Source organism: Streptomyces thermodiastaticus (assembly GCF_014656135.1).
Classification (GTDB): domain Bacteria; phylum Actinomycetota; class Actinomycetes; order Streptomycetales; family Streptomycetaceae; genus Streptomyces; species Streptomyces thermodiastaticus.
Window position 1 is genome coordinate 1 of sequence record NZ_BNBV01000035.1, and the last position, 19,544, is coordinate 19,544.

Below are 19,544 nucleotides of genomic sequence, written 5' to 3' on the forward strand. Positions count from 1 at the left end.
TGGCGTTTGACGGAGCGGGCGGTGCGCTCGACGTTCGTCACGGCCTGCCGTTTGGCGACCTCGCCGACCAGCACCTCACCGTTCTTGGAGAAGGCCACCACCGACGGGGTGGTCCGCGCGCCCTCCGTGTTGGTGATGACGGTGGGTTCTCCGCCTTCGAGTACCGAGACCACCGAGTTCGTCGTACCGAGATCGATGCCGACCGCACGCGCCATCTGGGCTCCTCCTCGTCTTCTCTACCGCTTCTCTACCGCCCGAGCTGCGGTTTCCGACCAGGTTGCCTACAAGCCTGAATAAATTTTGAGTGCCCTGTTGTCAAGTATGGGCCGAGGGCGGGAACGGAGCGGGACCGCTGAGGCACAAGGGGACGGCAGAGGTCGCCGTCGGAGGTGCCGGCACTCTCGGGGGCGGCACCGGGCGGGCAGCAGGGCGAAGACGGCCGGATCGGTGCGGCAGGCGGCGCGACGGTCCACAGGTGATGTCCGCGGCCGGCGGCGAGGAGACGCCGAGGGAGCGGGCCGCGAGGAGAGGTGATCGCACGGCCGCCCGCACCCCCCTGGACACACGAGACGGCGAGCAGGCCGAGCGGCACCCCGCAGAGGGGGTCACCGTCTCACCTGCTCGCCGAGTCTCATCGAGGCAGGCGCACCGCCGGGCACTGCGCCGCGCGGCCGCCGCACGGGCCGTTCGTCCGCACGGCACCGGCGGTGCGCCTGCACCGGGCGCCGCCCCGCCCGGCTCCGGCCCGTCCGGGCCGGTGCGGGCGGCGGGCGGCGTCCCGTCAGGAGGAGTGCGAGACGGTCAGGCCGTAGAAGGCCACCCGGGCACCGTTGGTGGTGCTGTCCGAGGAGGACTGGTTGTAGGAACCGGCCTTGAAGTACTGCTTGTACTGCTTGAAGGAGTCGGCGATCGGGTAGTGGGTGGTGCTGCCGTTGACGGTGACGTCGAGGGTGTTGCCGTTCGAGACGGCGATGGAGTAGGTCCAGGTCTTGCCCTTGGAGACATTGCCGACCGTGTGCAGCGTCTGGCCGCCCGCCGGGGAGTTCTCGGTGCCGACGACGATGTCGCCGTTCGCGTGGTAGTACAGCTCCACCAGCGGCTTGGTGGAGGTGCCGCCGGAGCCGAGGTGGATCTGCCCCACGCACACGTTGGAGGTCACGGAGACCACCCGCAGGGTGGCGCTGAGCCGGTGGTTGCCGGACAGCGACCAGTCGGCGGCGCTGCCGTCGCGGTTCATCTCCCGCAGCTCCGAGCGCGCGTAGTGGGAGTTCGGGGTGGTCACGCCCTTCTCCGGCGCCCAGAACGTCATCGCACCGTCCCGGGTGTCGGTGTAGAAGTAGTCGTCCTGGTAACCGTCGGGGCCCTGGAGACGGGACGACGGAATGGTGGTCGGGTGGCCGGGAGAGCCGACCGGCTCCTGCAGCTCCCAGACGGACAGGTCGAAGTTGCCGCCCGGGGCGACGTGCGGGTCCGCCGCGTGCGCGGTGCCGGCACCGAAGAGGGCCAGGGTGCCGGCGAGCGCCAGGGCCGCCGTCGCAGAGGTCCGGAAGCGCTGGACAGGCGTCATGTGGAGGTCGTCCTTCCGCTGAGAACTGGAGCAAGACTCGGTCAACCGCCGGACCGCGCGCCCCCGTGTTCAGCACGCTGAACAATAGACATCTACTTGGACCGTCGGCGACCCGTGAACCTAAAGGTCTGAACCAAGCACGTCAAGAGCAGGCCGGGCAGGGCGCGCGGCGCCCCGCCCTTAAGGGCCCGTAACCGTCGGTTTTTCGCCATCCCAGATCGCACCGCGGCGGGCGCGACGCACAGACCACCGGGCCACCGTCGCACCGCATCCCGGCGCGCGGCTGCACAGGTCACGCCACCGCCGCGTACCGCATCGGCGCACGTCGCACTTCTGTCCCACCGTGCACGCCCCACCGGCGCCCGCAGCTCACCGGTCCGCCGGACGGCCGTTCCCGTGCGCACGGGGGGTCCGGCACGCGGTTTCGAAGGGAAGTCCGGCGCGCGGCCGCAGAAAGGCAAACATTCGCTTTGATGTTCTCAAAGTACAAGTGTTAACGTTTCCGCCATGAAGACAGCAGATGCGAACCGCGTGGGCGCGCTGTGGTGTGCCCGCCGCGACGCCGCGGGCGTCCAGCTCGTGGCACGCCTGCATGTCGATCTCTGCCGCTGCATGTCCGCGGCTTGTCACGTCTGAGTGCGCATTCCTCGATGCAGCGGCGCCGTTGACTCATCACGGTCGCCGCTCCGGTATGTCCCGCCTCATCTGTTTCCGCGCTTCCCACTGGAGTTGCGTCCGTGTCCTCGAACACCACTGAGTCCAAGCCCGCCACGGCAAGACGCCGGATACCCGTGCCCTTCTGGGCCCAGGTCCTGCTGGGCCTCGTCGTCGGCCTGGTGCTCGGCTTCGTCGCCCGCACCTACGACGTGTCCTGGCTCGCCACCACGCTCGACAAGGTCGGCGGTATCTTCGTCCAGCTGCTGAAGCTGGCCGTGGCCCCGCTGGTCTTCTTCGCGATCATGGTGTCCATCACCAATCTGCGGAAGGTCAACAACGCGGCACGCCTGGCCGGCCGCACCCTGGTCTGGTTCATGATCACCTCGCTGATCGCGGTGGTCATCGGCCTCGTCATCGGCCTGGTGTCCAACCCGGGCTCGGGCTCCGACCTCACCCCGGCCGACGGCGCCAAGCCGGACCACGCCGGCAGCTGGCTGGACTTCCTCACCGGGATCATCCCGACCGACGTCGTCACGCCGTTCACCGAGCTGAACGTGCTGCAGATCGTCTTCATGGCCGTCGTCGCCGGCGTCGCCGTGCTGAAGATCGGGCCCAAGGCCCAGCCGCTGCTGTCCCTGTCCGAGAACGTCCTGGAGCTGCTGCAGAAGGCCCTGTGGTGGGTCATCCTGCTCGCGCCGATCGGCTCGGCGGGCCTGATCGGCCGGGCCATCGTCCAGTACGGCTGGGACCTGCTCGGCAACTACGCCACGTTCACCGCCGACATCTACGTCGGCTGCCTGCTGGTCCTGTTCGGCGTCTACCCGCTGCTGCTGGCCACCGTCGGCAAGCTGAACCCGCTGCAGTTCTTCAAGGGCGCCTGGCCGGCGATCCAGCTGGCCTTCGTCTCCCGCTCCTCGGTGGGCACCATGCCGGTCACCCAGCAGTCCGCGATCCGCCTGGGCGTCCCGCTCAACTACGCCTCCTTCGCGGTGCCGTTCGGCGCGACCACGAAGATGGACGGCTGCGCCGCGATCTACCCGGCCATCTCCGCGATCTTCGTCGGCCAGATCTTCGACGTGCACCTCGGCGTGAAGGAGTACGTGCTCATCGCCTTCGTCTCGGTCATCGGCTCGGCCGCCACCGCCGGCCTGACCGGCGCGACCGTGATGCTGACGCTGACCCTGTCCACGCTGGGCCTGCCCATGGAGGGCGTGGGTCTGCTGCTGGCGATCGACCCGATCCTGGACATGATGCGCACCGCCACCAACGTGGCGGGCCAGGCCCTCATCCCGGTCATCGTCTCCGCCCGGGAGAAGATCCTGGACCGCACGAAGTACGACACCGTCACGGCCTCCCCCGTCGAGGGGGACGAGAACGTCCGCAGCGAGCCGCAGCCGGCCGCGACCGTGGCCGGCTGACGCCCGCAGACCCGGCCGCCTCGCGGCCACGCACCGCCCCGCCGGTCATCCTCCGGCGGGGCGGTGCGCTGTGCGCGGGCCGTGCCGCGCGCTCTTCCGGCCGCCGGCCGGGGCCGCCCGGCACCGGACGAAGAAACCGATTTTTGCACAGCATGCATGTTTGCATAAGATGCACGTCATGTCGGAGAGGGAATCCGCTCGGGGCGGGCTGCGCGAGCGGAAGAAGCGGGCGACCCGTGCCGCTCTGGCCGAGGCCGCGGTGCGGCTGGCCGCCAGGCACGGAGTGGAGAAGGTGACCGTCGAGGCCATCAGCGCCGAGGCGGGCGTGTCGCCCCGGACCTTCTTCAACTACTTCGCGTCGCGGGACGACGCGTTCCTGATCGTGGACGCGGACGCGGCCGAGCGGATCAGGCTCGCGGTGCTCGACGCACCCGCCGGACTCACTCCGCTGCAAGCCGTGCGGGACGCCCTCGCCGGCGAGCTGGCGGAGGCCGAGCAGCAGCACGAGCTGTGGACGCTGCACGCCAAGGTGCTGCGCGCCGCCCCGGACCTGCTGGTGCGCAGTCTCTCCGCCCATGTCGCGGACGAGACCCGGCTCGCCGAGGCCGTCGCCCGGCGGCTGTCCCCCGGATCCGGCGGCCGTGAGGCGGCCGCGGGGACCGGGGCGGGCCCGCAGGACGCCGAGGAACGGCGCAAGGCACTGGACCTCTACCCCCGTCTGGTGGCCGCGGTCGCGACCACCGCGGTACGGGTCAGCGTCGAGCACTGGTCCTCCCGCCCCGAGGAGGGGTCCTTCGCCGACGTCTTCCGGCAGGTGTTCGCCCTCCTCGCCGCGGGGCTGCCGGCTCCGGCGCGCGTCTGACCGCCCGTCCGCCCCACTGCCCTGCCGACCGGGCCGCCCGTGACACGGGCGGCCGACCGACCTTCCTGACCTGTCGACCTTCCGTGACTTGGCCGAGAGAGCTGCCGTGACCTCACCACCGGCGCCCGAGCAGGCGCCCACCTCCATACCGCCGGCGTCCGAGCAGGCGCCCACCTCCATGTCCAACCGCCAGATCATCCAGGCGATGTCCGGTCTGATGGCCGGCATGTTCGTGGCGATCCTCGCGGGCACCGTGGTGTCCAACGCCCTGCCCACGATCATCGCCGACCTGGGTGCCAGCCAGTCCGCCTACACCTGGGTCGTCACCGCGGAACTGCTCGCCATGACGGCGACGGTGCCACTGTGGGGCAAGCTGTCGGACCTGTACAACAAGAAGCTGCTGCTGCAGCTGTCGCTCAGCATGTTCGTCGTCGGCTCGCTGCTGGCGGGCTTCTCGCACGGCGTCGGGCTGCTGATCTTCAGCCGGGTCGTCCAGGGCACCGGCGCGGGCGGTCTGACCGCGCTGGCCCAGGTCGTCATGGCCGCGGTCATCCCGCCGCGCCGGCTGGGCAAGTACGCCGGCATGTTCGGTGCCGTCTTCGCGGTCGGCACGGTGGCCGGTCCGCTGGTCGGCGGCGTCCTCGTCGACACCTCGTGGCTGGGCTGGCGCTGGTGCTTCTTCATCGGCGTGCCGTTCGCGCTGCTGGCCATCGTGCTGCTGCAGCGCACGCTGCGGCTGCCCACCGTCCGCCGCGAGGTGCACATCGACTTCCTCGGTGCCTTCCTCATCGTGGCGGGCGTGTGCGCGCTGCTCATCTGGGTGTCGCTGGCCGGCAACCAGTTCGACTGGGCGTCCTGGCAGACCGCCGCGCTCACCGTGGCCGGTGTGCTGCTGCTCGCCGCCGCCGTGGTCGTGGAGTCCCGCACCCCCGAACCGGTCATCCCGCTGGACATCTTCCGCAACCGGACCGTCACCCTCACCACCGTCGCCAGCCTGCTGGTCGGTGTGGCCATGTTCGGCGGCACGGTGTTCCTCTCCCAGTACTTCCAGATCTCGCTGGGCAAGTCGCCGACCGTGGCGGGTCTGATGAGCCTGCCGATGATCCTCGGCCTGCTGGTGTCCTCCACCGTCGCCGGCCAGGTGATCAGCAGGACCGGCAAGTGGAAGGTCTACCTGGTGGCGGGCGCCGTCGTCATGACCGCCGGTCTGGCGCTGCTGTCCACCATCGACGCCGACACCTCCTTCGGCCTGCTGAGCGTGTACATGGCGGTGCTCGGCATCGGCGTCGGCATGCTGATGCAGAACCTGGTCCTGGCGGCGCAGAACGACGTCCCCGCCGCCGAGCTGGGTGCCGCGACCTCCGTGCTGTCCTTCTTCCGCAGCATGGGCGGCACCATCGGCACCAGCGTCCTGGGCGCCGTCCTCGCCAGCCGGGTCACCACCGAGATGACCAAGGGCCTGAAGGCGGCGGGCATCCCCACGTCCACCCAGGCGGGCTCGGGCGGCGGGAGCGGTGTGCCCGACATCAAGTCGCTGCCCGCGCCGATCCGGACGATCGTGGAGCACGCCTACGGCGTCGCCACGGCGGACCTGTTCCTCATCGCCACGCCCTTCGCACTGCTCGCCCTCGTCGCGGTGGTGTTCATCAAGGAGAAGCCGCTGAAGACCACCAGCGGCATGGAGCGCCTGGCCGAGGAGGCCGACGCGGCTCCGCCCGCTCCGGTGGGCTGACCGGACGGGCGGGGAAACGGTTCCCCGGCGAAGGGGCGGTGCGACGGCACCGCCCCTTTCGCGTTCGCGCGGGCCGGACCGGCCGCGTGCGGCGGGGCGTGCGCGCGCCCCGCCCGGCCGGCCACGTCAACGGGCGGCACGACGGTGCCACCGGCGCACCGTCAGAAAACCGGCGCAGTAACCGGCGGTGCGCCCGGCGCGGCATACCGTCCGCGCACACCTGCCGATCATATGACCATTGCGTCGAGCGCTTTGGGAGCCGCGCGCCGAGGACATCACAGGGGTGTTCTCTTACGTCCCCGGTGAGGAGGCCCCGTGATGCGGGTCGAGCGCTTACTGGCCGACTGTCTGGACGACGCACGCACCGAACCGCTCGGCTGTGTCCCTCTGACGGCGCAGGACGCCGGCTACCCGGCGGCCCGCCAACTCTTCCTGGCGGCCGGTCTCGAGGCGCTGCGCGCCCGCTCCCGGCAGGACGGCTGGGTCCAGCTCGACGTGTCCTGCCCGGCCCCCGGCCCGGAACGCCGGCTTTACGAACAACTCCTGTCGGTGGCCGAGGAGTTGCTGGGGACCGGGCCGGCCGGTGACTTCTTCTTCATGCACAAGCCCCCGGGGCTGCGCATCCGCTTCCGCGCGGCGGATCCCTCCCGTGCACCGGAGCTGCGCGAGGTGCTGCTCGGCCGGCTGGCTCCCCCGCGGCAAGGGCCCACCTGGGAGCGGCCGGTGACACGTGTGTATGAGCCGGAGACGTATCTGTTCGGCGGCCCGCGCGCGATGCCCTTCGTGCACGCGCTGTTCACCGCCGACTCCCTCGCCTGGCTGCAGGTGCACACCGCCGCGGCCGGTGAACCGGCGCCGCCCGCCTGGCGGGTGTCGCTGACGCTGCTGCACGCGGTGTGCGACGCCCTGGGCATCGTCGGCTGGGAGCACCGCGGGGTCTGGCAGGCGGTACAGGAGGAGACCGGACGCCGGCTGCCGCGCGGGCTGCACTCACCGGACCTGCGGCGGGCCGCCGCCGGCATCCGCCGCTACTGGGAGTCCGGCCCCGAGGACCGGCTCGATGCGCTGCCGAAGGCCTGGCGGGACGTCATGGAGGCACACCTGCGGGCGGTGGAGTCGGCCGCCCGGCAGTGGCACACCGGCTGCTTCGCCTCCGGTGAGGCCACGCTGGGCCCGCGCCGGGCCGCCGCCCGCCATGCGGTCTTCCACTGGAACCGGGGCGGGCTGTCCACGGCACGCCAGTGCCTGCTCACCGAGGCGCTCGCCGCCGACGGTCACCAGGAGGTGGGCTGAGCATGGCACACCTGCCGGCACAGACACGTGTCTCTCCAAAGGCGCCGCTGGGCGCCACGGCACTGCTGCGGGTGGGCGGGCTGCCCGCAGCGGCCTGGACCGCCGGCGGCGCCGTCCACCTGTTCGACGCCGCCGCCCGGCTCGCCGACGACACCGGACGGCTGACCGCACGGGCCCGGGCACTGGCCGGCCGGCTGGGCACCGAGGTGGTGCCGCACCCGCTGCTGGACGCCGCCGGCCGCGGTGCCGTGCTCGCCCTGCGGCGCCGGCTGCACGCGGGCGCACCGCCGCGGGACGCGGACTGTGCGCTGCTGCGGCACTCGCCCGCCGTGCCCCCGGATCTCGTGGAGCAGGGCCACGTCCTGCTGCAGGAGGCCGGGGCGGTGCGGGCCGCCGAGGACGGGCTGCGGCAGGCGCTCGCCGCCGAACAGCACCGGGTGGCCGAGCAGGTGTGGCGCACGGCCCGCTCCAGTGCCGTGCTGCGGGCGTTCCTGGACAGCGCCGCTCCCGGTCTGGCCGAGGACATCGCGCGGCGGCATGCCTCGGGCGAGTCCTGGTCGGACAAGAGCCTGCGCAAACGGGCCGCGTTCCTGTGGCGGATCGTGGGCCGGGCCGCGGCGAAGACGACACCGCGCGGCTGGGCGGGCCAGATCGCCGCCGTCCCGGTGGTCTGCGAGCCGGGCGGGTGCCCGTCGCTGCTCGCACCCGGCACCGCCCTGGGGGCACTCGCCGCCCTCGCGGTGGAGAACGTGCACCTGGTCAGGGCGCGGACGGCCCTGCCCGACCTGCGCACCGCCGCCCCGGAGACGGTGCTGGCGCCGGCGCCCCTGCACTTCGCCGAACCCCCCGGGGACGAGGCCGGCGACGCACCCGGGCAGCTGCGCTGCTATGCCGTCGACCCCCGGGCCCCGGACCGGCTGCGGCAGGTCGTCCTGCGCCGCACCCCGGTGCTGGAGGCGGTGCTGTCCGAGCTCGCGGACGGTCCGCGCACCCTCGGTGACCTGGAACAGGTGCTGCCGGCCCTGACCGCGCGGGCCGGCCGGCCCGCGCCGGCGCCCGCTGTGGTGCGGGGGTTCCTGCAGCACCTGCACTCCCTGGGCGTGGTGCAGATCTGCCGGGCGCCCCGGCAGCACCGCAGCGGCTGGCTCCCGGCCGGCAGGGTCGCCCGGGCCGGCGCGCTGCCGCGGGAGCCCGAGGACGGCGGGGCCGGCACCTGGTTCCTGGACTCCTACCGCCGTGCCGGCCGCGACGCGGCCGTTTCCGGGCGGGCCGTCGACCGGGTCGCCCGCGGGCTGCGGATCGCGGCCCGCGTCGCCGCCCTGCGCGCCGCCGACGACGCGGCCGGAACCTGGTGGTCGCACCCGGAGTTCGCGGAGGTGACGGACCGTCCGCGTCCCGTCGGGGAGATCCTCGCCGCCCGGCTGGCCGCCGGTGTCCCGCCGCCGGCGCCGCGCCGTTACACGGGCTGGGCGCCCGCCCGGGACCGGGCCGGGGGATACGCGCGGCTGCTGGACCATCTGGACGCGGCCGCCCGGTCCGGCGCGGCGAGCGTCGACATCGACGACGATCTGCTGGACGCGCTGGGCGCACCGCGCGACGGTGTGCTGCCGCCCTGGCCGGTCGACTGCCTGCTGCGCCCGCTGCCCTGCCCCGGCGGACGCGGCCCGGTGGCGGTGCTGGAGACCGCCTCGCCGGCCGGGGTGCTCGACGCACGGTTCGCCGACGGGCTGCGCGCTCTGTACGGCGGGTACGGCAACAGCGACGCCTACCGCGCCTTCCTCGCCGCCGTCGAGCGCCGCACCGGGGTCCGCTTCGTCGACCTGCTGGTGCCGCCGCTGACCGAGCGGTCCGCCAACGCGGTGCGGCGTCCGGTGACCACCGGCTGGTGGACCGGTGACCCGGACCCGGCGCCGTACTACGGCGACTCCGGCCGGCAGGCGCGTCATCTTCCGCTGGACCGCATCAGTCTGCGGCGCAGCAACGGCCGTGTCGTCGCCGAGGCCGACGGCCGGCGCATCGTGCCGGTCTATCACGCCACCCGCTCCCCCGCCCCGCCCTACGACACCCTGGTCCGGCTGCTGCTCGCCGCGAGCCATCCGGCGGCCTCCTGGCTGGTCCGGCTGGACGCGCTGGACGGGGCGCTGCCCGAGCGGGACCGGCTGCCGCGGCTGACCGCGGGCGGCGACCTCGTCCTCGCCCCGGCCACCTGGCGCATCGGCTGCGACCGGCTGTGGCGGCCGGGCGACGACCTGCTCACCAAGGTCCGCACCCTGGCCCTGCTGCGCCGCGCCACCGGGCTGCCCCGGCACGCCTTCGCCCGGACCGCGCCCGGCGGCAAACCGGTCCCGGTGGACCTGGCCTCGGTGACCGCGATCCCCCTGATCGAGCGGCTGTGCGCCCGGGAGGCGGGCGGCGCGCTGCTGGTGGAGGAGATGCTGCCGGCCCCCGAGGACCTGCTGGTGCGCGACCCGCTGCACGACGGCGCGGCCCTCGCCGCCCAACTGCTGCTCCGGCTCCCGCACGACGTCGGCGCGGACCGCCTCGCCGCGGCCGCCGCCGACGCCCTGATGCGCGACGGCCGGACCGACGTCCCCGGCCCGCCCGCCGGGCGGCCCGCCGGGGCGGCCCACACCCGATGACCGGAAGGGAAAGGGAAACGAGATGCCCGACAACGAACTGACCGAACTGGACACCCTGATCAGCGACCTGGAGCAGCGGATCACCGACGAGGACCTGCCGTCGGCCTCCGCCTACACCGAGGGCTGCAGCGGCCTGTGCACGATCATCATCTGCAACACGGTCGTCATCTGCTGACCGTCGCTCAGGAGCCGCCCGCGCCCGCGGGCGGCTCCGCCGCTCACGTCACGCCCCCCGTGAGGAACGCCATGGTCCAGGAACCGGCCGCACCGGCCTCCCCCCTCGCCGGCGTGCACGGCCTCGCCGTGCGGTACTTGCGTCAGTGGACGGTGTCCCCCGCGGACCGAGGGCACCTGTGCGACCCGGGGATCCCCGTCCTGGCACACCTGGTCGCCGACGACCGGGCGGCACCCGCCGCCGTGGCCGCGTGGGCCCGCACGGCAGGCCGCGGACCGTCCCGTCCCTGCCTGTACGACGGGGGTCTGGCCGGCACCCTGGTCGGCCTGCGCCTCGGCGCCCGCGTCCACCCCGCGCTGCGGCCGGTGGCGGACCGGCTCCGGGCCCATCTGGCCGGACGCGCCCCGCGGTACCGCACACGGGCCGTCACCTTTGCCGACTACGACCTGATCTGCGGACCTGCCGGAACGCTGCTCGCGCTGTGTGCCGGAGACCCGTCGGACAGGGCGGCGGCCGCCCGGCTGCGCCTGCTGGCCGCGCATCTGGCGCTGCTGTGCGACGAGGACGAGCTGCCCCGGCTGCGGACGGGGCACTACCAGGACCACCCCTATCTGGCGTGGGTGCACGGGCGCGTCAACACCGGGATGGGACACGGGGTCGCCGGTGTCGTCGCCGCGCTCACCGCCGCCGTGCGCCGCTGCGGCGCGGACCCGGAACTCTCCGGGCAGCTCGCCGCGGCGCTGGACCGCGCCCGGCACTGGCTGGTGCGCCAGGCCTACGACGACGCGCGGGGCATCCGCACCTGGCCCGGAGCCTGCCTGGACGGTGCGCCGCCGCCGCATGCCCATCCCCGTCAGGCCTGGTGCTACGGCACCCCGGGCGTGGCCTGGGCGCTGTGGGACGCCGCCGACGCCCTCGGGGACGGGGCCGGTGCGCGCTGGGCCGCGTCCGCCTTCACCACGCTCGCCGAGCACTACGACGTGACCTTCCACCTGTACGGCGACTCCCCCGCCGACCGGCTCGGGCTGTGTCACGGTGCCGCGGGGGTGCTGGCCGTCGCCGACGCCTTCGACCGGCATGCGCGCCTGCCGGCCGCGGCGGCGCTCAAGCGGCGGCTGGTGCGGTATCTGACGGCCCGGCTGCCCCGGCCGGAGGACGAGGGGTGGACGGCGGATCTGCTGACGGGTCTGCCGGGTGTGCTCGCCGCGCTGCTGACCGCCGCCCACGGCGGGCCGCGCACCTGGCTGCCCTGTCTGGGGCTGCGTTGAAGGTGACGCGGTGTCAGCCGGTCGCGCCCTGCCGGGCGGCGTCGACCAGGGCGCGCAGGCAGTCCATGAACGTGGCGTGCAGACCGGCGGCGTTCTCCTGGCACAGGACGGCCGCGAAGTACTGGCTGAGCGCGGCGCCGACGGCGGCGCCGACCACCGCGTTGAGCGGGTGACCCGCGGGCAGGCCGGTGGCCGCGGCGAGGGCGGGTCCGGTGACCCGCACGGACTCCTCGATCTGGCTGCTGCCGTGCGCCTTGAGCGCGGGGTTGGCCTCGTACATGGCGGTGAGCAGCGCGAGCAGCTCCGGGTCCAGGGCCTCGGCCTCGCCGCGCAGCCAGGTGTCGACGCAGTCGAGGAACCCGGCCCCGGGGCGGCTGCGGAAGACGGCGGTGAGCCGGGAGGCGATCTCGTCGGGCACGGACAGCGCGATGTCGTGCTTGGACGGGAAGTACAGCGAGACGGTCCGGGGGGCGACATCGGCCGCGGCGGCGATGTCGGCGATGGTGGTGCCGTCGTAGCCGCGTTCGGCGAACAGCCGCATGCCGGCCCGCCGGATGGCCTCCCGGCGTCTGGCCTTGCTGCGTTCGCGGTGGCTCGTGCTCGTCGTCTGGCCGGTCATGGCCGTAGCGTAGTGGGGGCCGCCGCGGGCGAGCCCGCGGTGCCGGACCGGCGAGGGGAGGGCAGAAGATCCCCTCACACGGTCCGTGCCGCCGCTCACTCCTCGGGGGCGATCAGGGCGCCGGTGTCGCGGTGGGTGACCCGGATGGCTTCCAGGGGGCAGGACTCGGCGGCGTCCACCACCTGGTCCTCGGGCGGCACGTACGCGGCCGTGGGGTGCGAGATGCCGTCGCGGACCTGGAAGCGGTCGGGCGCGACGCCGGCGCAGATGCCGGTGCCCATGCAGGCCTTGGGGTCGACCCGCACCCGCCAGATCTCCGTCCGCGTGCCGGGTGCGGGCGAGGCCGCGGGGACCTCCCGGTCGGCGCCGCTCATGCCGCCGCCTCCCAGGTGATGAGCATCTTCTCCAGGCCCCGCACACCGGAGCCCGCCTTCCAAACCAGGTCCTCCTCGGTGCCCGCCAGGCGCAGTCCGGGCAGGCGGCGCAGCAGGGTGCTCAGGGCCACCTGCAGTTCCATCCGGGCGAGCTGGGCGCCCAGGCAGTGGTGCGGACCGTGCCCGAATCCGACGTGCGCGGCCTCCTTGCGGGTCAGGTCCAGCCGCTCGGGGCAGGTGAAGACGGTGGTGTCGCGGTTGGCCGCCGCGGTGGAGACGACGACCGGTTCGCCGGCGTGCACCACTCCGCCGCTCAGCTCGACGTCCTCGACGGCGTAGCGGGCGGTGGAGGCGCTGCCCAGCGGCACGAACCGCATGAGTTCCTCCACGGCCTGCGGGACGAGGTCCAGGTCGGCGCGGAGCCGGGCGAGTTCCTCGGGGTGCTCCAGCAGCGTGTGGACGAAGTTCGGGATCTGGCTCGCGGTGGTCTCGTGACCGGCGACCAGCACGCCGACGCCCATGGCCACCAGCTCGTCCTCGGTGAGCCGGTCCTGTTCGTCGCGCGCGGCCACCATCACGCCGAGCAGGTCGTCCTGCGGGTGCTTGCGGCGTTCGGCGACGAGGCCGGCCATGTAGTCGGACAGCTCGCCGGCGCAGCGCTCGATCTCCTCGGGGCTGAAGCGGGTGGTCGACAGCAGCGCGTCCGACCAGTGGCGGAAGCGCGTCCGGTCCTCGAACGGCACCCCGAGCAGCTCGCAGATCACCGTCACCGGCAGCGGCAGGGCGAAGGCGCTCACCAGGTCCGCGGGCGGCCCCTGGGCGATCATCTCGTCGACGAGCCGGTCGGCGATCTCCTGGGCGCGGACCCTGAGGTCCTCCACGTGGCGGGCGGTGAACGCCTTGGCGACCACGCGGCGCAGCCGGGTGTGCTCGGGCGGGTCGAACTCCATGATGTTGCCGGGCAGCCCGCGGTGGTACCGGGTGCGCGGCTCGTCCCGGCGCACGGCCTCGGCCCGGCTGAACCGGGGGTCGCCGAGCACCGTCTTGACGTCCTCGTAGCGGGTGACCAGCCAGGCCGGCTCGCCGTGCGGCAGCTGGACCGGGCACAGCGGCTCCTTCTCGCGGATCTGCTCGAACCGCGGATCGATGCGCAGCTCGTCGGGCTCGCTGAACGGGAAGGGGTGAGGGTCGGTGATGGTCATGAGGGGCTGCCTCTCGTGGGGGAACCATCTGTTCTCAGGGCCGTGGCGCCGATCGACCCGGAGTGACCGGCTGCCACCCGGATCATCACGTTTCGTGCGTTTTCGTCGTCCCCGCTTGCCACCGTAAGCAATCTTGCAGTCGGATGCAATATTGCTTTCGGCCGCATGGAATCGGCGATTCCGCGCCAGCAAGCGGGCACTTCACCGCCCCGGGGGACGCGCTCCGTGACGGCATGGCACACCTGTCCGGCTCCCCCGTCCGGCCCGCCTTGTCGGAGGCCCGGTACAGCGCCTCGACGGTGGTCAGGAACTCGCGCCGTTCCTCCGCGGACCCCACCATCGGCCGGGAGCCGCGCAGCGGCACCTGCGCGCTCTCCGGCAGGAACTTCACGGTCACCAGCCCGATCAGCCCGGCCGCCATGAGGTAGAAGGCGGGCATGAGGTCGTTGCCGGTCGCCTCCACCAGCGCGGCGGTGGCCAGCGGGGTGGTGCCGCCGAAGGCGGCGACCGAGATGTTGAAGCCGATCCCCATGGCGGCGTAGCGCACGGCGGTGGGGAACAGCGCGGGCAGGGTGGCGGCGCTGGGGGCCGCGAAGCAGGCCAGCAGCGTGGACAGGATCAGCACACCGGCCACCGGCGCCCAGAATCCGGGCGTCTTGATCAGTTCGAACGCCGGGACGGACAGCACGGTCATCGCGGCCGCCGCGACCCCGTAGACGCGGCGCCTGCCGACGCGGTCGCTGAGGCGGCCGATGAACGTGATCAGCAGCACGATCCACACCATGCCCAGCAGCACCAGCAGATCGGCGAAGTCGGCGGAGCGGTGCAGGGTCTCCGTCTGGTACGTGGGCAGGTAGCCGGTGACCATGTAGTTGGTGACGTTGTACAGCAGCACGATGCCCATGCAGATGAGCAGCTCCGGCCAGTGGCCCCTGACGATGGTCTTGAACTCGCTGCCCGCGGACTTCTGGGCGAGGCTCTTCTCGTGCTCGTCGAGCTGCTGCTGGAAGGCGGGCGACTCCTCCAGTTTCAGGCGCATGTACAGGCCGATGACACCGAGGGGGCCGGCGATCAGGAACGGTACACGCCAGCCCCAGGCGAGCATCTGCTCGTCGCCGAGCAGCACATGGAGCACCGTGACCAGGGCGGAGCCCAGCGCGTAGCCGACGAACGTGCCGAAGTCCAACCAGCTGGACAGGAAGCCGCGGCGGCGGTCGGGCGAGTACTCGGCGACGAAGGTGGTGGCGCCCCCGTACTCGCCGCCGGTGGAGAAGCCCTGCACCATGCGGGCCAGCAGCAACAGCAGCGGCGCGGCGATGCCGATGGTGCCGTAGCCGGGGATCACGCCGATGGCGAAGGTGCCCAGGGCCATCATGATCATGGTGGTGGCGAGCACCTTCTGCCGGCCGATGCGGTCGCCGAGCGGGCCGAAGACCAGTCCGCCCAGGGGCCGCACCACGAACGCGGCGGCGAAGGTGGCGAAGGACGAGATCACCTGCGCGCCGGGGGAGGCGCCGGGGAAGAAGACCTTGCCGATGACGGCGGCGAGGTAGCTGTAGACGCCGAAGTCGAACCACTCCATGCAGTTGCCCAGCGCCGAGGCGCCGACCGCGCGCTTGAGCAACGGAGGCTCGACGACGTGCACGTCCTCCCTGCGCAGCACGCCCTTGCGGCGCCGCAGCCGCAGGGTCAGCTCCTCGCGGACCTGTCGCGGCATGCGGGCCAGCGCGTCCCGCAGCCGTTCCGCGCCGGCCGGCCCCTCAGGTGTCACGTCCACGAGCGCCACCCTGCCTCGCGTGTCCGACTTGTACGGTATCGCCGTCGGAGCTGGGAGCGTCTCCTGCTGCCGCAGCGGCGGTTGCCCCGTGGTGCGCCCGCGGACACCGGCCGGTGCGCCGGCCGACGGCCGGGGCGGGACGCCGGGTACCCGGTGCGCCGGTGTTTCCGCCCGCCGGGGAGACGAGGCCATGGGACCGCGGTCGCATACAGCGGCTGACGCGGCCCGGCCGGCTCGCGCGGCGCCGGCACGGTACGCCCGCCGACGCGGGCCGCCGGCGCCACGTGCCCGCCGACGCGGGCCGTCCCGCACTCCCCCCCGCCCCCGCCGGGCCGGCGCCCTTGCCTCTCACCTGCCGCGTCCGGTTCGTGCCGCCGCCGGTTCGTGCCGCCGCCGGTCGGCGCCTCCGCCACGGCCGGGCGGACGGCGCGCGCGGAGGCGGGGGCGGTCCGCCGCCGTCAGACGCAGTCGCCGGGCACGCGGAGGCGCATGTCCGGGAACACCAGCCGTCCGCCGTCGCTCGCGGCGAGACCGTGGGCGCGCGCCTCCGCCTCGATCGCCGCACGGTTCGCCTCGTACAGCTCGCGCCACCGGCCGCCGTCGCCCAGCAGCCGGCCGGCGAGTTCCCAGAGCGTGTCCCCCGCCGCGACCGGGCTGTCGCACGTCCGCTCCGGCGGCGGCTCGGCCGGCGGCACCACCAGCGGTGGCACCGGTGAGCCGGTCCCCGTCCGTTCGCTCGGCCGCGGATCAGGCGGTGAGGCAGAAGGGACCGACGTGACTGGTGCGGCGGACGAGGCGGATGCCGTGGGCGTGGTGTGCGGCAACGACGGGCGGACGGAGGCGACCGGAGGGTAGGGCGGTTCCACCAGCGGGGGCACCGGTCCGGTGGGGGCGGCCGGCGGGTCCACGAGCGGCGGGGCGGACGGCGGTGACGAGCCGCCGGGGTCCGGTGCCGCCGCGAGCGCGGGAACGCTCGTCACCAGCACCAGAGAGCCGGTGGCCAGTCCGGCGGCCACCGCCGTGGCCACCCGTGCCCCCGGGCGCACCACCCGGGTGCCCGGACGTATGCGGGACGGTCGCGCCGTGCGCGAGGGAATCCGGCGCACATTCCACCTCCGGCGGTGTCGCAGCGAGACGAGTCACTCACTCGTGACGCTAAGTGCCCCTGTCGGGTGACGTCCCCCGGGCCTAGCCCGCTCGGGCGCCTCACCCCCGCCGGAGGACCGTCCCGTCACCAGTCTTGACGAGTACACGTTCACCCCGAAGAATGGCCCGCGGCCGTTGTCTGACAACGTTGTCCACGGATCCGAATCTCTCCTCGGGGAGGGGCTGACGCCCATGAGATGGACCCCACGCCTGCGGAGCGGAGGGACGGTCGCCGCGGCCGTCGCCCTGCTCGCCGCCGCTCTCGCCGCGCCCGCCGCCCACGCGGCCGGCGCCCGGGAGGACAGACTCACCGATCTGGTCAACCCGTTCATCGGCACGCAGAACGAAGGCAACACCTACCCCGGTGCGGCGGTGCCGTTCGGCATGGTGCAGTTCTCCCCGGACACCGGGCACAACACCGGGTACGACTACTCCCAGGACCACATCCGCGGCTTCTCCCTCGTCCATCTGTCCGGTGTGGGCTGCGGGCTGGGCGGCGACCTGCCCGTCCTGCCGACCACCGGCGACGTCACGGAGACGGACTACGCCCGGTACGCAGCCGGGTTCAGCCACGACGACGAGCAGGCGAGCCCCGGCTACTACAAGGTGGGACTCGACAGCGGCATCCAGGCCGAGCTGACCGCGACCGCCCGCACCGGTGTGCAGCGCTACACCTTCCCCGCCACCGACAAGGCCAACGTGCTGCTGAACGCCGCGCAGTCGCTGCACCAGACGGTGTCGTCCGAGGTGGAGGTGCTCGACAACCGCACGGTGCGCACCGCCATCACCGGCCGCGGCTTCTGCCAGGACACCGAGCCGTACACCGTGTACACGATCACCCGGTTCGACCGGCCGTTCACCGCCTACGGCACATGGACCGGCTCCACCGTCACCCCGGGCGCGAAGACCGGCACGGGCGGCGCCTACCTCCGCTTCGACACCACGAAGGACCGTACCGTCGAGGCGACGACGGCCCTGTCGTACGTGGACGCGCACGGCGCGGCCGTCAACCTGCGCGCGGAGGGCGGCCGTTCCTTCGACGCGGTGCGCGAGGCGACACGGCGCGCCTGGGAGGACCGTCTCGACGACGTCCGGGTGCAGGGCGGCAGCCAGACCCTGCGCCGCACCTTCTACTCCTCGCTGTACCGCTCGTTCCTCGCGCCGAACATCGGCAGCGACGCCGACGGCCGCTACACCGGCTGGGACCACCTAATCCACCGCGCCCGCGGCTTCACCTACTACCAGAACTGGTCGCTGTGGGACACCTACCGCACGCAGACCCAGCTGCTGTCGCTGCTGGCGCCGCGCGAGGCCCGGGACATGGCGATCTCCGTCATCACGATCGACGAGGAGAGCGGCTGGCTGCCCAAGTGGGGCTACGGCACGGTCGAGACGAACATCATGACCGGTGACCCGGTCACCCCGTTCCTGACCAACGCCTACCAGCAGGGGTTGCTGGGGGGCTGGGAGGAGCGGGCCTACCGGGCCCTGAAGAAGAACGCCGACGGGGTGCCGCCGGCCGACTCCCCGGCCGTGGGCCGCGAGGCCAACACGGAGTACCTGGCGAACGGCTACGCGCCCTACATCAAGGGCCGTCCGCACGCCAAGCCCGGCGACTCCGACTACGACCACGGCGCCTCCGCGACCCTGGAGTACGCCCTGGCCGACGCCATGCTCGCCCAGATGGCACGCGACCTGGGCCACGACGCGGACGCGGCACGCTACGCGGCCCGCGCGCAGAACTACCGCAGCATCTTCGACGCCTCCACCGGGTTCTTCCGGGCGCGTGACGCCTCCGGTGCCTTCACCGGTCCGGCCGACCCGGCGCAGAGCGAGGGCTTCCACGAGGGCACGGCCTGGCAGTACCAGTGGCTGGTGCCGCAGGACCTGCCCGGCATGATCTCCCTGATCGGCGGCACGCAGGCGGCCAACGACCGCCTGGACTCCTTCTTCGCCTACGACCAGCTGCTGAAGGACCCGGCGAGGACGGCCCGCGAGGTGTGGGTGAACGGCCCGTACGACTACTACAACGCCGACAAGTACAACCCGCAGAACGAACCGGACCTGATCGCCCCGTACACCTACCTGTCCACCGGGCAGCCGTGGAAGACCACGGACGTGGTGCACGCCGCGCTCACCCTGTTCACGGACACCCCGACCGGCATGACCGGCAACGACGACCTGGGCACGATGTCCGCCTGGAACGTGCTGTCGTCGATCGGGATCTTCCCGGTGCAGCCCGGCTACGCCACCTGGGGGCTGTCCACCCCGGTCTTCGACCGGGTCGACCTCCGGCTCGACCGGCGCTACTACCCGCGAGGCTCGCTGACGATCACGGCGCCCGGCACCTCGGACGCCCGCCGCTACATCCAGTCGGCGTCGGTCGACGGCACCGCGTACGGCCGCACGTACCTGACCACGGACGACCTGCGCCGGACGCGGACGCTGGCGTTCACCGTCGGCACCGAGCCGTCGGCCTGGGGCACCGGCCCGCAGGCCGCTCCCCCGGCGCTGCGCTGACCGGCGGTCGGGGCGCGGGAGGGAGGGTACCCGTCAGGGATCGTCGTCGCCCTGCGACCGAGGAGGCGAAGATGCCCATCGACACCGTCGAACGGTTCCTGGCGGCCCTCCCCCCGCCCGACCGGGAACGCATCCGGAAGCTGCCGCACGCCGAGCAGAAAGGGCTCGCCGAGGCATGGGAGACGGAACTGCGGCAGGACACCGATCTGGACACGCTCAGCGAGCTGTCCCCGCCCGCGGCCGAGCACGAGGCGGCCGCACGGGTGCTGCACCGGCGGCCGGCCTAGGGCCGGTC

16 protein-coding genes are annotated in these 19,544 nt (G+C 73.2%); 9 read left to right on the top strand and 7 right to left on the bottom strand.

Translation table 11 applies throughout. From position 1 onward, the window contains the following. Together IE286_RS23885 and IE286_RS23890 are read right to left on the bottom strand one after the other, a co-directional pair. The coding region (locus IE286_RS23885; RefSeq protein ID WP_189798841.1) for an Hsp70 family protein at positions 1-215 on the bottom strand (215 nt) is incomplete at its 3' end. A 566-nt stretch (positions 216-781) separates the two neighbouring features. Then, a complete protein-coding gene (locus tag IE286_RS23890; RefSeq protein ID WP_189798842.1) occupies positions 782-1,567 on the bottom strand; it encodes a polysaccharide lyase family 7 protein in 786 nt (261 codons plus the stop codon). A gap of 737 nt (positions 1,568-2,304) precedes the next feature. Between IE286_RS23890 and IE286_RS23895 the strand changes: the two genes are divergently transcribed. From IE286_RS23895 to IE286_RS23925, 7 genes are all read left to right on the top strand, one after another. Then, positions 2,305-3,642, top strand: a complete 1,338-nt coding sequence (locus tag IE286_RS23895) for a dicarboxylate/amino acid:cation symporter (RefSeq protein ID WP_189798843.1) — start codon at positions 2,305-2,307, stop codon at positions 3,640-3,642. 169 nt (positions 3,643-3,811) lie between these two features. After that, positions 3,812-4,504, top strand: coding sequence for a TetR/AcrR family transcriptional regulator (locus IE286_RS23900; RefSeq protein WP_189798881.1), 693 nt, complete (start codon positions 3,812-3,814; stop codon positions 4,502-4,504). A 178-nt stretch (positions 4,505-4,682) separates the two neighbouring features. Then, positions 4,683-6,236, top strand: coding sequence for an MDR family MFS transporter (locus tag IE286_RS23905; protein WP_189798882.1), 1,554 nt, complete (start codon positions 4,683-4,685; stop codon positions 6,234-6,236). A 318-nt stretch (positions 6,237-6,554) separates the two neighbouring features. Then, entirely contained in the window at positions 6,555-7,529 is a 975-nt protein-coding gene (locus IE286_RS23910) for a thiopeptide-type bacteriocin biosynthesis protein (protein ID WP_229863495.1), read from the top strand. A 2-nt stretch (positions 7,530-7,531) separates the two neighbouring features. After that, positions 7,532-10,168: a lantibiotic dehydratase family protein gene (locus IE286_RS23915; protein ID WP_189798845.1), complete on the top strand. Its 2,637-nt coding sequence runs from the start codon at positions 7,532-7,534 to the stop codon at positions 10,166-10,168. 22 nt (positions 10,169-10,190) lie between these two features. Beyond that, a complete protein-coding gene (locus IE286_RS23920; RefSeq protein ID WP_189798846.1) occupies positions 10,191-10,343 on the top strand; it encodes a hypothetical protein in 153 nt (50 codons plus the stop codon). Positions 10,344-10,414: 71 nt separating this feature from the next. Next, positions 10,415-11,611 carry a lanthionine synthetase LanC family protein gene (locus tag IE286_RS23925; protein ID WP_189798847.1) on the top strand — a complete coding sequence of 399 codons (1,197 nt, stop codon included), beginning with the start codon at positions 10,415-10,417 and terminating at the stop codon, positions 11,609-11,611. Positions 11,612-11,624: 13 nt separating this feature from the next. Here the strand turns inward: IE286_RS23925 and IE286_RS23930 are convergent, their stop codons facing one another. The 5 genes from IE286_RS23930 to IE286_RS23950 all read right to left on the bottom strand — a co-directional run bounded on the left by IE286_RS23930 (position 11,625) and on the right by IE286_RS23950 (position 16,293). Continuing rightward, a complete protein-coding gene (locus IE286_RS23930; RefSeq protein ID WP_189798848.1) occupies positions 11,625-12,230 on the bottom strand; it encodes a TetR/AcrR family transcriptional regulator in 606 nt (201 codons plus the stop codon). 95 nt (positions 12,231-12,325) lie between these two features. Beyond that, positions 12,326-12,604, bottom strand: coding sequence for a ferredoxin (locus tag IE286_RS23935; RefSeq protein ID WP_189798849.1), 279 nt, complete (start codon positions 12,602-12,604; stop codon positions 12,326-12,328). Further along, the gene (locus tag IE286_RS23940; RefSeq protein ID WP_189798850.1) at positions 12,601-13,806 is read right to left on the bottom strand and encodes a cytochrome P450; all 1,206 of its coding nucleotides are present in this window, start codon (positions 13,804-13,806) and stop codon (positions 12,601-12,603) included. Before IE286_RS23940 ends, IE286_RS23935 begins: the two co-directional genes overlap by 4 nt. Before the next feature lie 85 nt (positions 13,807-13,891). Beyond that, positions 13,892-15,523: an MFS transporter gene (locus IE286_RS23945; RefSeq protein ID WP_189798883.1), complete on the bottom strand. Its 1,632-nt coding sequence runs from the start codon at positions 15,521-15,523 to the stop codon at positions 13,892-13,894. Between the two features lie 518 nt (positions 15,524-16,041). Further along, the gene (locus tag IE286_RS23950) at positions 16,042-16,293 is read right to left on the bottom strand and encodes a LysM peptidoglycan-binding domain-containing protein (RefSeq protein ID WP_189798851.1); all 252 of its coding nucleotides are present in this window, start codon (positions 16,291-16,293) and stop codon (positions 16,042-16,044) included. Positions 16,294-16,921: 628 nt separating this feature from the next. Between IE286_RS23950 and IE286_RS23955 the strand changes: the two genes are divergently transcribed. Beyond that, positions 16,922-19,249 carry a GH92 family glycosyl hydrolase gene (locus IE286_RS23955; protein WP_189798852.1) on the top strand — a complete coding sequence of 776 codons (2,328 nt, stop codon included), beginning with the start codon at positions 16,922-16,924 and terminating at the stop codon, positions 19,247-19,249. A 71-nt stretch (positions 19,250-19,320) separates the two neighbouring features. After that, positions 19,321-19,536: a hypothetical protein gene (locus tag IE286_RS23960; RefSeq protein ID WP_189798853.1), complete on the top strand. Its 216-nt coding sequence runs from the start codon at positions 19,321-19,323 to the stop codon at positions 19,534-19,536. Positions 19,537-19,544 lie beyond the last annotated feature (8 nt).

Excerpts from the sequence above, each read along its gene's own strand:
- IE286_RS23960 (WP_189798853.1), top strand. The coding sequence starts at position 19,321 with ATGCCCATCGACACCGTCGAACGGTTCCTGGCGGCCCTCCCCCCGCCC.
- IE286_RS23925 (WP_189798847.1), top strand. The coding sequence starts at position 10,415 with ATGGTCCAGGAACCGGCCGCACCGGCCTCCCCCCTCGCCGGCGTGCAC.
- IE286_RS23905 (WP_189798882.1), top strand. The coding sequence starts at position 4,683 with ATGTCCAACCGCCAGATCATCCAGGCGATGTCCGGTCTGATGGCCGGC.
- IE286_RS23910 (WP_229863495.1), top strand. The coding sequence starts at position 6,555 with ATGCGGGTCGAGCGCTTACTGGCCGACTGTCTGGACGACGCACGCACC.
- IE286_RS23900 (WP_189798881.1), top strand. The coding sequence starts at position 3,812 with ATGCACGTCATGTCGGAGAGGGAATCCGCTCGGGGCGGGCTGCGCGAG.
- IE286_RS23915 (WP_189798845.1), top strand. The coding sequence starts at position 7,532 with ATGGCACACCTGCCGGCACAGACACGTGTCTCTCCAAAGGCGCCGCTG.
- IE286_RS23935 (WP_189798849.1), bottom strand. The coding sequence starts at position 12,604 with ATGAGCGGCGCCGACCGGGAGGTCCCCGCGGCCTCGCCCGCACCCGGC.
- IE286_RS23945 (WP_189798883.1), bottom strand. The coding sequence starts at position 15,523 with ATGCCGCGACAGGTCCGCGAGGAGCTGACCCTGCGGCTGCGGCGCCGC.
- IE286_RS23930 (WP_189798848.1), bottom strand. The coding sequence starts at position 12,230 with ATGACCGGCCAGACGACGAGCACGAGCCACCGCGAACGCAGCAAGGCC.
- IE286_RS23955 (WP_189798852.1), top strand. The coding sequence starts at position 16,922 with ATGAGATGGACCCCACGCCTGCGGAGCGGAGGGACGGTCGCCGCGGCC.
- IE286_RS23920 (WP_189798846.1), top strand. The coding sequence starts at position 10,191 with ATGCCCGACAACGAACTGACCGAACTGGACACCCTGATCAGCGACCTG.
- IE286_RS23940 (WP_189798850.1), bottom strand. The coding sequence starts at position 13,806 with ATGACCATCACCGACCCTCACCCCTTCCCGTTCAGCGAGCCCGACGAG.
- IE286_RS23890 (WP_189798842.1), bottom strand. The coding sequence starts at position 1,567 with ATGACGCCTGTCCAGCGCTTCCGGACCTCTGCGACGGCGGCCCTGGCG.